We start from the raw sequence: 12,986 nt of genomic DNA on the forward strand, positions 1-12,986 counted from the left end.
TGACAATTTCTACTGCTCCCGAAAAAAATTATCCAGCAGAATCGCGGCTGAAATGGCCACGTTCAGGCTTTCGGCTCCGCCCCCGGTGCCGCGCGGGATGTGCAGCCGGCGCGTGAGGGCGGCCTCCACGGCCGGGGTGAGGCCGTGCGACTCGCTGCCCATCACCAGCACGCCGGCGGGGCGCAGGGTGAGGCGGTGCACGTTGTCGCCCTCCAAATCGGCCCCAAAAATGCCCACGGCGGGCGGCAGCGTGGGCAGCCAGGCGGCCAGGTCGCGCTCCCAGACCCGCACCCGCGCGAAGGCGCCCATGCTGGAGGAAACCGTTTTGGGCGAATACGGGTCGGCGCAGCCGGGGCTGAGCACCACGCCGGGCAGGCCGTACCAGTCGGCCAGCCGCAGCAGCGTGCCGAGGTTGCCGGGGTCGCGCACTTCGTCGAGGGCGAGCAACAAAGCGGTTTCTGGCAGCGTTAGGGGCAAGGGTTGCCCGGCGGGCAGGCGGGCCACGGCCAGGGCCGTGGTGTTGGTGGCCAGCGTGCCCAGCTGGGTCAGCTCGGTTTCGGTGGCAATGGCCAGCGGCAGCCGGGCGGGCAGCCGGGCACGGTTTTGGTCAGCAAATTCGGCCGTGACCAGCAGGTGTTCCGTTTCCAGGTCGGAACTTAGCAGCTCCAACACGCTTTTGCCCCCTTCGACCAGGAACGCCCCGTGGCGTTGCCGGTACTTCTTCTGGTGCAGCGACTGCACGTATTTGCCAAGTGCTTTTGAAACCATTATTGTCTAAGTATACTTCGAAGCTAAGCCCGGCTCGCCGTTTGCCCCCCCTGGTGGCTCTGGTCCTGCTGGCGGCGTGCTCGCCGTTTAGCCTGCTGCGGCCCAACCAGCGGTTGCTCGCCCGCGTCGAGCTTAAGGGGGTAGAGTTGGCCGACAAAGAACGGCTCACCGCGCTGGCCCAGCAAAAACCCAATACCCGGTTTCCGCTGCCCAAGGTGGCCATCTACCACCTAGGGCATAATTTTTATGATTCGGCGCGCATCAAAAATAAGCTGCGCGCCATTCAGGCCAGCTACGCCACCAAAATGCAGGCCGCCGGCACCGATTCGGCCAAGCTTGGCCAGCTCCTCACCCAGCGCGAACGCAAAGTGGAACGCAAGCAGCTGGCCCTCGACAAAGGCAACGCCATCATGCGGCTGGGCGAAGCGCCGGTGGTGTACGACTCGGCACTTACGCACCGCTCGGTGGAGCAAATGACGACTTTTTTGCGCTCGCAGGGCTTTTTCCGGGCCCGCGTCACGGCCACCGACACCGCGCGCTATCAGCCCGGCGCGGTGCTGAAAGTGCTGAGGGCCGTCGGCAAAATCATTCCCGGCAAGCCCGACTCGCTGGATGCCACCAAGCAGTACCGCCGCGTGACGGTGACGTACAACATCACCGAAAACAAGCCGTTTCTCTACCGCCTCCAGGCCCCCAGCATTGCCGATTCGGGCGTGGCCGCCGTGGTGCGCCGGGGCCAGGGGGCCTCGCTGCTGCGCGAAAACGAGCGCTACAACGAAGAGCTGATTGGCCAGGAGCGCACCCGGCTGGAAACGCTGATTAAAAACGCGGGGTATTACGATTTCCGCCAGCCGTACATCACCCTGGAAGCCGACACCAGCTACGAGAAGTTCACGGTCCGGATGCGCACGTTCATCGCAAACCCCGCCCCCGGCCAGGGCCACCGCGTGTACACCGTGCGGCAGGTGCGCTTTGTGACCGATGCCGGCGTGGGCCGCACCCTGCGCAGCGCCACCGGCGACACCCTGCGCCGGGCCGGTACCGTGGGAGCCCTGCGCGCGCGCCCCAGCCTGGGCCTGCGCACCGATACCACCGTCACCGATTCGGTCCGCTTCGCCGCCTACGAGCAGAAGTACAGCACCAGCCTGCTGGCCCGCAAGGTGCTGGTGCGCCCCGGCCAGCTCTACAACGTGGACCGCACCCTGCAAACCCAGCGCCTGCTGGCCGACCTGGATATGTTCCGGTTCAATACCGTGAACTACCGCAAGGTACCCGACCCGCCGTCTGCCGACAGCGCCGGCCGCCACCCCAGCACCGGCCAGTTGGTAGCCGTTATCAACGCCTCGCCGGCCCCCAAGTTTTCGGAAACCAGCGAAGTCGGCGGCACCTTCGTGGCCAACCTGGCCGGCCCGTTTGCCAACCTGCGCCTCAAAACCCGCAATCCATTTGGCGGGGCCGAGGTGCTGGAAGTGGGCATTCGGGCCGGCCTGGAGGGCCAGTTAAGACGGGTTGCAGTGGATGGGAAATCAACGCCCGAATCCGTGTATACCGTGCAGCTTGGGGCCACCGCGGCGCTGGTACTACCACAGTTTCTGGTACCCTTCCGCACCAATCATTTTTTAACCAGATACAACCCCAAAACCCGTTTTAGCCTCTCTGAAACGTTTGTTGACCGACCCGAATACACTCGTTCCAACTTCGAGTTTGCCTACGACTACATCTGGCAGCGTTCCGCATTTCACCAATACGTCTTTTCGCCGGTCGTCATCACGCTGGTTAACACGTTGCGCACCGACACCGCTTTCGAACGGCGGTTGAATTTGCTACGTGACACGCAAGGTTCCTCCCTGTACCGGTCGTTCAGTAAGCAGATTGAACCCAGCATCAGCTTCACCTCGCTTTATAATTCCAACGATTTCAATGAAACCCGGGACGCCCATTACCTCCGGCTGTTCGCCGAAGTCGGGGGCCTCACGCGGGGCCTCTACAAAGATGCCTTATTGGCTCAAACAGGCCTTAATGTATATAATTTTGCCCGCATCAGCGCCGACTATCGCCGCTACTACCACCTCACTCCCAAAACGTATGTTGCGTGGCGCCTCAATGGGGGGGCCGTACACGCCCTCGCCCCCACTTACGACCCCCAGACCAAAACCGACGCGTACATTATTCCTTACGATAAATCGTTTTTTGCCGGCGGCTCCACCAGCCTGCGGGCCTGGGCACCGCGCCGGCTAGGGCCCGGCGGCTACACCTCCATCCTGAGCACGGGCCAGCGCGACTACGTGTCGGAGCAGCCCGGCGAGCTCCTGCTCGAAGGCAGTGTGGAGTACCGCTTTCCCATCTACAGTTTCATCAAAGGGGCCCTTTTCACCGATTTTGGCAACGTGTGGGGCTTGCAGGAGCGCAAAGATGGCAATGGCAACTACCTGCGGCCCAACGCCCAGTTCCAAATCAACCAGTTCTATAAGCAGATTGCGGTGGGCTCCGGCCTTGGCATTCGCTTCGACTTCACCTTCCTCATCCTGCGGCTCGACATCGCCACCAAGGTTTACGACCCCACCGCTCCTTCCACCGAACACTGGGCCCTGCGCAATTTCAATAAAGACGCCAACCCCATTGCCTTCAACCTAGGCATTGGATACCCTTTTTAAATCAGTTTTCAGGGAACGGTTAGCAACTGAATTCGAGATTGCTACCTGTTCCCTGAAAACCGGTTTTAATACCCCAGCAGCTCTCCCAACGCCGCCGAAACCTTACCCGCGCTGGGCAGCATCATCTTTTCCAGCTCCACATTGAGGGCGATGGCGGGCAGATTGGCCGCGCCGAGGGTGAAGACCGGCGCGTCCAACGCCGTAAAGCAATGGCGCTGAATGCGGCCGGCCAGGCTTTCGGCAAAGCTGTTCAGCAGCGGCTCTTCGGTGAGGACGAGGACCTTGCCGTGGCGGCGCGTGGCGGCCGTCACGGCTTCAAAATCGAGCGGGTTGAGCGTGCGCAGGTCGAGGATTTCGATTTGGCCAGGGTAGTCGCGGCTGGCGGCTTTGGCCCAGTGCACGCCCATGCCGTAGGTCACCACCAGGGCCGTATCGCCCTGGCGCAGCTGCTCGGGGTCGGCGGCCTGAGCCACGGCGGCCTGGCCTAGTGGGATGACGTAGCCGGCGGCCGGCTCCACGGTTTTGGCGTCTTCCGTGCCGGGCACTTTGCTCCAGTACAGGCCTTTGTGCTCCAGCATAATGACCGGGTTGGGGTCGAGGAAGGCCGCCCGCATCAGGCCTTTCATGTCGGCCGCGTTGCTCGGGTACACCACTTTAATGCCGCGAATAGTCAGCAGCGTGCTTTCAATCGAGCCCGAATGATACGGCCCGCCGCCGCCATAGGCCCCGATTGGCACGCGGATGAGGGCCGGAATCGGGAACTTGCCCATGGTCAGGTAGCAGGATTTCGACAGCTCTTCCACCAGCTGGTTCAGGGCCGGCCAGATGTAGTCGGCAAACTGAATTTCGACGATGGGCCGGGCGCCCACCGCCGCCATGCCCGCCGTGCTGCCCACAATGTAGGCCTCCTGAATGGGCGTGTTGAACACCCGGCGGTCGCCGTATTTCCTGGCCAGCAGCGCCGCCTCGCGGAACACGCCGCCCAGCTCGCCGCCCACGTCCTGCCCATAAAACAGCGCCTCCGGGAATTCCCGCAGAATATCATCTACGGCGTGCAGGGCGGCGTCCACCATCAGGGCTTTTTCGGCTCCGGCGGGGGCGCGCTCGCCGGCTTCGGCAGTCACGGCGGGGGGCGCAAACTCGTGGTCGGCGAAGGTGGCGGGGTCGGGGTTGGGCGCGGCCAGGGCTTCGGCCCAGTCGGCACGCACGGTGGCCTCGGCTACGGCCGCCAGGTTGGCCAGCGCCGTTTCCGAAACGCCGTTTTGCAGCAGCAGCTGGTGCAGGCGCGGCAGCGGGTCCTGCTCCTGGTGGGCAGCCAAATCGTGGCGGTACCACTCGCGGCGCACGCCGCTGGTGTGGTGGCCCAGCAGCGGGCATTTGGCGTGCACCAGCACCGGGCCGCGCCGGGCGCGCACGTGCGCAAATGCTTCCGTCAGGCCTTGGTAGGAGGCTTCAAAATCGGCCCCATCTACCTGCAAACGGCGCAGCCCCGGAAAGCCAGCGGCGAATTCGTAGGCGTTCATGGCCCGCATTTCGCGGCCGGTGGCCGAGATGCCCCAGTCGTTGTCCTGCACCAGGTACACGATGGGCAGCTGGTGCAGCACCGCCATTTGCAACGCTTCCGATACCTCGCCCTCCGTCATCGCCCCATCGCCAATGGAACACAAAACCACCGGTTTTGAATGAGGAGTGAGGAATGAGGAATGAGGAATTGCCGTTGACTCTAATTCTTCATTCTTCATTTCTAATTCTTCATTTCGGGGATGGCGCAGGCCCTGGCTTTCGAAGTAGGCCAGGGCCTGCGCCATCCCCGTGGCCGGAATGGCCTGCATGCCCGTGGCCGAGCTCTGGTGCGGAATCACGGGCACGCCCGCCCGCCGCAACGACGGATGCGCGTAGTACGTGCGCCCCCCGCTGAAGGGGTCATCGGCCTTGGCCAACAGCTGGAGCATCAGCTCATAAGGCCGCAGGCCGAGGCCGAGCAGCAGGGCGTCGTCGCGGTAGTAGGGCGTGGCGTAATCGGCTTCGGTGAGCAGGAAGGCGGCGGCCAGCTGCACGGCTTCGTGCCCCCGGGCGGTGGCGTGCACGTAGCGGGCGGCCGTAGCTTTTTCGGCCTCGTAGAGGCTGGCCATCGCGGCGGCGGTGTGCATCAGGCGGTAGGCGCGGCGCAGCAGGGCCAGGTCGGGAGCCGCAGCCACGGCGGCCGGCGAGGTAAATGCCGCGGCCGCCGCCGCTGCGGCCGCGGCTACGCGGGTGTTGGGCAGGTCGGCGGTATCGGGAGCGGTGGGAATGGCAAAATCGGACATCGGGGGCGGAGCGGGTGTGGCCACAAAAGTACGCCCCGCCCCCGTCCGTATCTTTGCCTCGCCTATTCCGCTTTTGCGTTTTCTTGCCGGCCTCAGCAATCAATAGTCTGCCAGCCCGGCTCAGCACCTTTTCAGTGAATCCCACTTCTTCGCCTACCACCCGCCCCGAAATAGAAGCCTGGCTGGCTGATTTTCAGCTGCGCCTCTGCCAGCAGCTCGAAGCCGCCGATGCCGGCCCGGTCCATTTTCTCACCGATGCCTGGCAACGCGAAGGCGGCGGCGGCGGCCGCTCCAAAGTGCTGGAGCACGGGCGCATTCTGGAAAAAGGCGGCGTGGGGTTTTCGGCCGTGTGGGGCCAGATGAGCGACAAAGCCGCGCAACAGCTGCACATGCCTGACCCGCATTTCTACGCCACCGGCGTGAGCGTGGTGCTGCACCCGCGCAGCCCGCGCGTGCCCATCATCCACATGAATGTGCGCTACTTCGAAGCTGGCAACGGCGAAGCGTGGTTCGGCGGCGGCATCGATTTGACCCCGATTTACGTGGATGAAGCCCAGGCCCGCCGCTTCCACGAGCGGCTGCGCACCGTGTGCGACCGCCACAACCCGACCTATTACCCCAGGTTTACGCGCTGGGCCGACGACTATTTTTACCTGCCCCACCGCCAGGAAACGCGCGGCGTGGGCGGCATTTTCTACGACCGCCTCACCGTGGGGCCCGATGGCACCGCCGAGGAATTATTCGCCTTCATGCGGGACGTGGCCGAGCTGTTCGGCCCTTTCTACACTGAATTGATGGCGGAAAACCACGCCCTTTCTTTCACCGAGCGCGAAGAAGCCTGGCAAACCATGCGCCGCGCCCGCTACGCCGAATTCAACCTGGCCTTTGACCGGGGCACCCGCTTCGGCCTCGAAACCGGCGGCCGCACCGAATCCATTCTCATGAGCCTGCCCCCGCGCACCGGCTGGGCCTACAACCCCGCCCCGCCCGCCCCCGGCACCCCCGAGGCCCGCACGCAGGCCTGGCTGCGCAAAGGCGTAGATTGGCTGGCCGATGCTTAACTACCTCCAATCCCTCGACCGGCAGCTGCTCCTGGCCATCAACCACGCCCGCACCCCGGCGCTGGATTCGCTGATGACTTTTGCCTCGAACCGCTACGTGTGGATTCCCGTCTACGTCCTGCTCATCGCCGTGCTCATCGACTTGTTTCGCCGCCGGGTCCTGCTCATGCTTCCGCTGCTGATTGCGGCCGTGGGGCTGGCCGACAGCATCACCAGCCGGTTATTCAAGCCATTTTTCGGCCGCCTCCGCCCCTGCCACGACCCCATGCTTTTCGGCCGGCTCCACCTGCCCGATGGCTGCGGCGGGCAGTTCGGCTTCCTGTCCTCCCACGCGGCCAATTCCGTGGCGCTGGCCATTTTTTTATTGCTGGCGCTGCCGGCGGGCCGTTTTCGCACCCTCAAAACCCTGGCTTTTATCTGGGCAGCTCTGCTTTCCTATAGCCGCATGTACCTTGGCGCCCACTACCCTACCGATGTGCTGGGGGGCGCCGCCATTGGCGCCTTGCTGGGCTGGGGCACGGCGGTGGCTTACCGGCGCCTGGCCCCACGCTGGTGGCCTCAATATGCGTAGCTTGGCTTCCCAAATGAGTCTTCCCCCTCGCCGCTTTCTGTTTTTGCTGTCGAGCACGCGCCGGCTGGGTAATACCGAACAGCTTGCGTACTGCGCCGCGCACCACCTGCCTGTGCCGGCCGAGCAACAGTGGTTGCACTTGCTCGACTACCCCCTGCCCGACTTTGTGGACCTGCGCCATCGGGGCACCTTTCCAACCCCAACCGGGAACGCAAAGTTGCTGCTGGATGCCACACTGGACGCCACCGACATCGTGCTCATCGCGCCTCTTTACTGGTACAGCCTGCCCGTGCCCGCCAAGCTCTACCTGGATTACTGGAGCGCCTGGCTGCGCACTCCCAACCTTGATTTTCGCCAGAAAATGCAGTGTAAAAGCTTATGGGCCATTGTCGTAAGCAGCGGTGAGCGCGCCGAAGCCCAGCCCCTGGAAGACGCCCTCAAACTCAGCGCCCAGTACATGAAAATGGCATGGGGCGGCATGCTCTTCGGCACCGGTTCTCGGCCCAACGATATTCAGTTTGATGCCCCGGCGTTACAAAGGGCGAAGTCCTTTTTCCTGACCCCGGCCGGCAATTAGCCCGCATCCAACTGCTGAGTCTTTTGATATTCGTTGCTAGTTGTCAACGCACTAATAACCAACAACGACCAACTAAAAACTCCGCACGCCTGAATTTCAGTTGGCCTTGCCCAGCAGCTTGGCCACGTATTTGCCCACAATATCGAACTCCAGGTTCACCGTTTCGCCGGCTTGCAGCTGCTGAAAGCTGGTGTGCTCATAGGTATAGGGAATGATGGCCACCGTGAAGCCGTCGTCGGTGCTGTCGAAGCAGGTCAGGCTGGTGCCATTCACGCAGATGGAGCCTTTTTCGACGGTGAGGCGGCTGGGGCCGGGCTCGTGCCCAAAGCGGAACAGCCACGAGCCCTGCTGGTCTTCCACGCTCAGGCAGGTAGCCGTGGCGTCGACGTGGCCCTGCACAATGTGGCCGTCGAAGCGGCCGTTGGCGGCCAGGCAGCGCTCCAGGTTCACGTGGCGGCCGGGCCGCCACTGGCTCAGGTTAGTCACGCGCAGCGTTTCGTCGATGACCGTGACCACGTGCGTGCCAGCGGCGGCATCCACGGCCACCACGGTCAGGCACACGCCATCGTGGGCCACGCTTTGGTCGATTTTCAGTTCGGCGGCGAAGGGCGATGCCACGGTGAAGTGACGGTTGCTGCCTTGGTTTTCCACGGCCACTATGGTGCCGAGGGCTTCAATGATTCCAGTAAACACGTATCGCGGATTTAGTCGGATTTTTCTGATTTCGCGGATTGCTTGCCGCAAATACAAAGAACGGCTTCCTGTGAGCAAGAAGCCGTTCATCGCAACAATTGGGGACGGGTGAATGATTTGGGGGGGACGCCTATTTCTCGGCTTTCTCCAGGGCTTTCCAGTCCAGTTCGCCGTTTTCGCGGCGGCGCAGGAACACGGTCTGGTCGTCTTTCTGCATTTTGCCGAAGGTCAAATCGCCCCGGCAATCGATGCATTTAACGGAAGTGTACTTGAATTTATCCTGGGAAACCCGGCTGGTCAGGTCCAGATTGTCGGAGCCGCACAGCCCGCAGGCGGCCACATCGGGGAAGCTAAGCCGGTCGTACTCCGCCACGGTTTCGTGGAAGTTATTGCCCTGCACGGTGAAGTGAAACTGGCGGCGCCCAATGCGCTTGGTAATCATCATTTGCAACATTCTACTGCAAGAAAACTAGGTGAATTTATGCTTTAAAACTACGAAATATCGCCCTCAAAAACAAGCTGATATGCCGCCAAAACCGCATAAAAAAAGGTCTCGGATGAGGCCTTTTTTTATGCGGTGAAAACCAAGCTATTGCTGCACAAATTTCACCGTTCGGCGCAGGCTGCCGGCGCTCACCTCACAGGTGTAAGCGCCCTTGGCCAGGTGGGCCAGCTGCAGTGGCGCCTGGCTGCCGGCGGTGGCGGGCAGCTGCTGGCGGTCCACCACCGCTCCGCGGGCGTCCAGGACACGCACGCGCAGAGCCTGGCCGCGCAGGGCCGCTGGCAGCACCAGCGTGAGGGGGCCGTCGCCGCTGGGGTTAGGGAACAGGCCCAGGGCGTCGCTCGCGGCGGGCACGCTGGCCGTAGTGGCCAGTGGTGCGGTCGGATGCAGCGCATTGTAGGCCGCCAGGAAATTGGGAATGCCATAGCCCAGGATATTATCCGGCACGGTGGCTTGCGAGGCCGTGCTGCGCAGCGCCACAATCACCTGCTGCGCGGTGAGCGTGGGGTTGGCCTGCCAGAAGCCGGCCACCATGCCCGCCAGAATGGGGCAGGCATAAGACGTGCCGCTGCCCCGAAATGCGGTGCCATTGGGGGCCAGCACGGCTGCGGCCAGGCCCATGGCCGCCAGCGTGGGCTTGATGCGGCCATCGGAAGTAGGGCCGTAGGAGCTGAAATAGGCATGGTTGCCGGAGGAATCCACTGCCGCTACCGACATGATGGAATCGGCATCGGCCGGGGCCGAAATGTAGTGCCAGGGGTCGTCGCCTTCGTTACCGGCGGCGCTCACCACCAGCATGCCCACGCGGGCCGCCATGGTCGCCGCCCGCGAGCTGATGGCGGTGCGGCCGTTCATGTCAGCATAGGTGTAGGAAACCGAGGGCAAATCGAACGTAGTGTAACCCAACGAGGAGCTAATGACGTCGACCCCAGCCGAATCGGCGTACTCGGCGGCCGCCAGCCAGTTGGCTTCTTCAATGGGGTGCTCGGAGTAAATATCCTCGGTGATGCACAGGTGGAACGTGGCCTTGGGCGCGGTGCCAATGTAGAAACCCGTCTCATTGGCCCCCATAGCCGACAGGCAATTGGTGCCGTGGCTGTTGCGGGTGTACACGTTGGTACCGCCGTCGACGAAGTTGCGGGTGCTGGCCATTCTATTCTCCAGAAAGAGCGGCTGCAGGGCTGAAATCTGGTCAACGCCGGGGAAGCCGGCATCGAATACGGCAATCTGCATGCCTTCGCCACGAAAACCGGCGTCGTGCATCGAAAGGGCCCCAATTTGTAGGTTCTGGCGGAATGCGGGGCCGTACTGGGCGCGGGTGGCCTGGGTGCGCGCCACCGTAGCGGGCACCTGCACCGGCGGCGGCGTGGGCGTGGGCACGCGGTAGCTGCGGTTGAGCGTGGTGGCAGTGCGCACCGTGGGCAGCGCCGTGATGCGGGCCAGCGTGACCGAATCGCAGGAAACCACCGCCGCATTGAACCAGCGCGACGTGTAGATAACCTGCGGACTGCCGGCCAGGGCGCGCACCTGCGCCACGTAGGCGGGGTTCACGGGCAAGTCGCGGGGCTGCACCGCAATTCCCTGCCGCGTGCGCCGCAATAGGGAGCGGGCGGACAAAAACGCCTGCGGCTGCGCCACCGAATACGGCGTACCCGCCTTATCGCGGAAGTACACCAGGTGGCGGCGCACGGTGCCCTGGGCAGCTGCCGGCACAGTGGCCAGGACGTTCAGCATCCCAGCTACCAAAACCAAAATCAGCCATTTTCTTGAAGAAGGCACCATAGCAAGCAAAAAACTGCGGTTAGTAAACAAAGCCAGCCGGCCTATTGAATGGGATAATCAATTAACATGGTAATCAATCAGGGTTTCCCGGCGCGAGAAAGCGCTGAAGTACGAGTTGACCGGGTAGACCTGGTTGCCGCCTACGGGATAGTTGTAAAACGCCAGGTACACCCGACGACGAAACACCGGCCCCACATTTTTCGCAAACACCTGCTGGTAGCTGATGCGCTTGAGCAAGCTGTTTTCAGTCGCCGCGCCGGTATTCATGGTCGTGAGCGTGGTGGGGTACGCCTTGGCGGGGGTGGTTGGTGTACTGCCCGTGGTGAAGGGCTGCCCCGTTCGGCTGTACTGCCGGGTTTCGGCGGTTATGGTGTCGTTGAAGTTGTTGTTGAACGCGTTGAAATTCCACGACCGGCCATCTTTTACCGGGAAAATCAGCTCCACGGTGCGGGTGTTGTTGCGGTTCATTATCACCGATTGCGCCGAGGCGCTGAGCACGAAAACGCTGTCGGTGGTCCAGGTGGTGGCTGGTGGCACCTGTTTGGCGCGCACCAGGCGGTAGGCCTTTTGCCCGGCGGCATCGGTAAAGACCTCCGTGACGGTTTCCTTGAACCGGTACGCGCTGGGCCGGGCCACGCTGGTGATGCCCATTGATGCCAGGCTCCAGGTGGTATCGGCCACGGCGTAGGTCCAATAGTTGCCCACGGCCACTGGGTAGTAGTCAATTCCGGTTTCGGGCGCGGGCTCGGTCTTGTCTTTGCAGCCCGCAAAAGCGCCGGCCAGCGCCAGGGCCGCAATGGCCAGCCCGGTGCGGCGGGCCGTCGCTTTTGTGTTCGGAATCATTAGCATTCGATGCATAAGTAGAATAGCAGAAGGCAGGGTGGCGGAATTACTGGCCGGCTACCTCCACGGTAGCGGCAGCAAAAGGTAAGGGAAATTCGCCGATTACGTGGCGCTCAATCCAGCCGCCGCCCAGCACGTCCTGGCCGTCGTAGAACACGGCGGCCTGCCCGGGCGTGATGGCCAGGACGGGCTCCTCGAAGTAAACGCGGATTTTGCCGTCCACTTCTTCCAGGAAAGCCGGCGCCCCGTCGTGGTTGTAGCGCACTTTCACCACGGCGGGCACCAGGCCCCGGCCAGCCAGCGAGGCCAGTTTGCCCATGTTCAATTTGCCCACCACGGTGGCCGTGCTGGCCAATTCTTCGTAGTTGCCCAGCACCACCTCGTTGGTATCGGGGCGGATTTCGAGCACGAACGCCGGGTAGCCCAGGGCCACGCCCAGCCCCTTGCGCTGCCCGATGGTGTAGAACGGGTAGCCCTCGTGCTTGCCGATGACGCGGCCGTTTTTGGTCACGAAGTTGCCGCCGGCCACGCGGGCTTCCAGGCCCGGCACGCGGCGGCGCAGGAAGCCCCGGTAGTCATTGTCGGGAATAAAGCAGATTTCGTAGCTCTCGGGCTTGTTCACCAGCTCGGTGAAACCGCGCCGGCGGGCTTCGTCATAGATTTCGGTTTTGCGCATGCCGCCCAGCGGGAACAGCGTACGGCTCAGGCTCTCCTGGCTCACGCCCCAGAGGGCATAGCTTTGGTCCTTATTTTCGTCGAGGCCTTTGCTCACCACAAAACGGCCGGTTTCAGCGTCTTTGCGGATGTTGGCGTAGTGGCCGGTGGCGATGAACTCGCAGCCGAGCTGGTCGGCCCGGCGCAGCAAAGCGTCCCACTTGATGTGGGTATTGCAGAGCACGCAGGGGTTGGGCGTGCGGCCCGCGAGGTATTCGTCGGTGAAATTATCAATGACAAAATCGCCAAACTCATCCCGGATGTCGATGATATAATGCGGGAAGCCGAGCGTTACGGCAATGTCGCGGGCATCGTTGATGCTGTCGAGCGAGCAGCAGCCCGTCTCCTTTTTCGAGCCGCCGGCGCTGGCGTAATCCCAGGTTTTCATGGTCATCCCGACTACTTCGTAGCCTTGCTCGTGCAGCAGCACGGCGGCCACACTGGAGTCAATTCCGCCGCTCATGGCGACGAGTACTCTTCCTTTTACTTCGGTATTCATAGTGGATTGCAATTCA

The 12,986-nt window shown here is 62.8% G+C and carries 11 protein-coding genes; 4 read left to right on the top strand and 7 right to left on the bottom strand.

Annotation, left to right across the window (positions count from 1 at the left end; all coding sequences use genetic code 11):
• Positions 1–9 precede the first annotated feature (9 nt).
• Entirely contained in the window at positions 10–768 is a 759-nt protein-coding gene (locus J4G38_RS03820) for an RNA methyltransferase (RefSeq protein ID WP_210515466.1), read from the bottom strand.
• Between the two features lie 53 nt (positions 769–821).
• Between J4G38_RS03820 and tamL the strand changes: the two genes are divergently transcribed.
• Positions 822–3,422 carry a translocation and assembly module lipoprotein TamL gene (gene tamL, locus J4G38_RS03825; protein ID WP_210515464.1) on the top strand — a complete coding sequence of 867 codons (2,601 nt, stop codon included), beginning with the start codon at positions 822–824 and terminating at the stop codon, positions 3,420–3,422.
• A gap of 65 nt (positions 3,423–3,487) precedes the next feature.
• Here the strand turns inward: tamL and J4G38_RS03830 are convergent, their stop codons facing one another.
• The gene (locus tag J4G38_RS03830; RefSeq protein ID WP_210515462.1) at positions 3,488–5,728 is read right to left on the bottom strand and encodes an alpha-ketoacid dehydrogenase subunit alpha/beta; all 2,241 of its coding nucleotides are present in this window, start codon (positions 5,726–5,728) and stop codon (positions 3,488–3,490) included.
• Positions 5,729–5,862: 134 nt separating this feature from the next.
• Here J4G38_RS03830 and hemF point away from each other — a divergent pair, with 134 nt between their 5' ends.
• Genes hemF through J4G38_RS03845 form a run of 3 tightly spaced genes read left to right on the top strand, consistent with a single transcriptional unit; the run spans position 5,863 to position 7,937 of the window.
• Positions 5,863–6,789: an oxygen-dependent coproporphyrinogen oxidase gene (gene hemF, locus J4G38_RS03835; protein ID WP_226163134.1), complete on the top strand. Its 927-nt coding sequence runs from the start codon at positions 5,863–5,865 to the stop codon at positions 6,787–6,789.
• On the top strand, positions 6,782–7,360 hold the full coding sequence (locus J4G38_RS03840; RefSeq protein ID WP_210515458.1) for a phosphatase PAP2 family protein: 579 nt from the start codon (positions 6,782–6,784) through the stop codon (positions 7,358–7,360). The genes hemF and J4G38_RS03840 overlap by 8 nt, the downstream gene beginning before the upstream one ends.
• Positions 7,361–7,373: 13 nt before the next feature.
• Complete coding sequence (locus J4G38_RS03845; RefSeq protein ID WP_210515456.1) at positions 7,374–7,937, top strand: flavodoxin family protein; 564 nt, start codon at positions 7,374–7,376, stop codon at positions 7,935–7,937.
• A 96-nt stretch (positions 7,938–8,033) separates the two neighbouring features.
• Here J4G38_RS03845 and J4G38_RS03850 read toward each other — a convergent pair whose 3' ends face one another.
• The 5 genes from J4G38_RS03850 to mnmA all read right to left on the bottom strand — a co-directional run bounded on the left by J4G38_RS03850 (position 8,034) and on the right by mnmA (position 12,970).
• A complete protein-coding gene (locus J4G38_RS03850) occupies positions 8,034–8,630 on the bottom strand; it encodes a riboflavin synthase (protein WP_210515454.1) in 597 nt (198 codons plus the stop codon).
• A 130-nt stretch (positions 8,631–8,760) separates the two neighbouring features.
• Positions 8,761–9,084 (bottom strand): hypothetical protein, encoded by a 324-nt coding sequence (locus J4G38_RS03855; RefSeq protein ID WP_210515452.1) that lies wholly within the window; start codon positions 9,082–9,084, stop codon positions 8,761–8,763.
• A 135-nt stretch (positions 9,085–9,219) separates the two neighbouring features.
• The gene (locus J4G38_RS03860; RefSeq protein ID WP_210515450.1) at positions 9,220–10,866 is read right to left on the bottom strand and encodes a S8 family serine peptidase; all 1,647 of its coding nucleotides are present in this window, start codon (positions 10,864–10,866) and stop codon (positions 9,220–9,222) included.
• Positions 10,867–10,971: 105 nt separating this feature from the next.
• Positions 10,972–11,772: a hypothetical protein gene (locus J4G38_RS03865; RefSeq protein ID WP_210515448.1), complete on the bottom strand. Its 801-nt coding sequence runs from the start codon at positions 11,770–11,772 to the stop codon at positions 10,972–10,974.
• A gap of 31 nt (positions 11,773–11,803) precedes the next feature.
• A complete protein-coding gene (gene mnmA / locus J4G38_RS03870) occupies positions 11,804–12,970 on the bottom strand; it encodes a tRNA 2-thiouridine(34) synthase MnmA (RefSeq protein WP_210515446.1) in 1,167 nt (388 codons plus the stop codon).
• Positions 12,971–12,986: the final 16 nt, after the last annotated feature.

The organism is Hymenobacter terricola (genome assembly GCF_017921975.2).
Lineage (GTDB): Bacteria > Bacteroidota > Bacteroidia > Cytophagales > Hymenobacteraceae > Hymenobacter > Hymenobacter terricola.

Excerpts from the sequence above, each read along its gene's own strand:
- J4G38_RS03820 (WP_210515466.1), bottom strand. The coding sequence starts at position 768 with ATGGTTTCAAAAGCACTTGGCAAATACGTGCAGTCGCTGCACCAGAAG.
- J4G38_RS03830 (WP_210515462.1), bottom strand. The coding sequence starts at position 5,728 with ATGTCCGATTTTGCCATTCCCACCGCTCCCGATACCGCCGACCTGCCC.
- J4G38_RS03865 (WP_210515448.1), bottom strand. The coding sequence starts at position 11,772 with ATGCATCGAATGCTAATGATTCCGAACACAAAAGCGACGGCCCGCCGC.
- J4G38_RS03840 (WP_210515458.1), top strand. The coding sequence starts at position 6,782 with ATGCTTAACTACCTCCAATCCCTCGACCGGCAGCTGCTCCTGGCCATC.
- mnmA (WP_210515446.1), bottom strand. The coding sequence starts at position 12,970 with ATGAATACCGAAGTAAAAGGAAGAGTACTCGTCGCCATGAGCGGCGGA.
- J4G38_RS03855 (WP_210515452.1), bottom strand. The coding sequence starts at position 9,084 with ATGTTGCAAATGATGATTACCAAGCGCATTGGGCGCCGCCAGTTTCAC.
- J4G38_RS03860 (WP_210515450.1), bottom strand. The coding sequence starts at position 10,866 with ATGCTGAACGTCCTGGCCACTGTGCCGGCAGCTGCCCAGGGCACCGTG.
- J4G38_RS03845 (WP_210515456.1), top strand. The coding sequence starts at position 7,374 with ATGAGTCTTCCCCCTCGCCGCTTTCTGTTTTTGCTGTCGAGCACGCGC.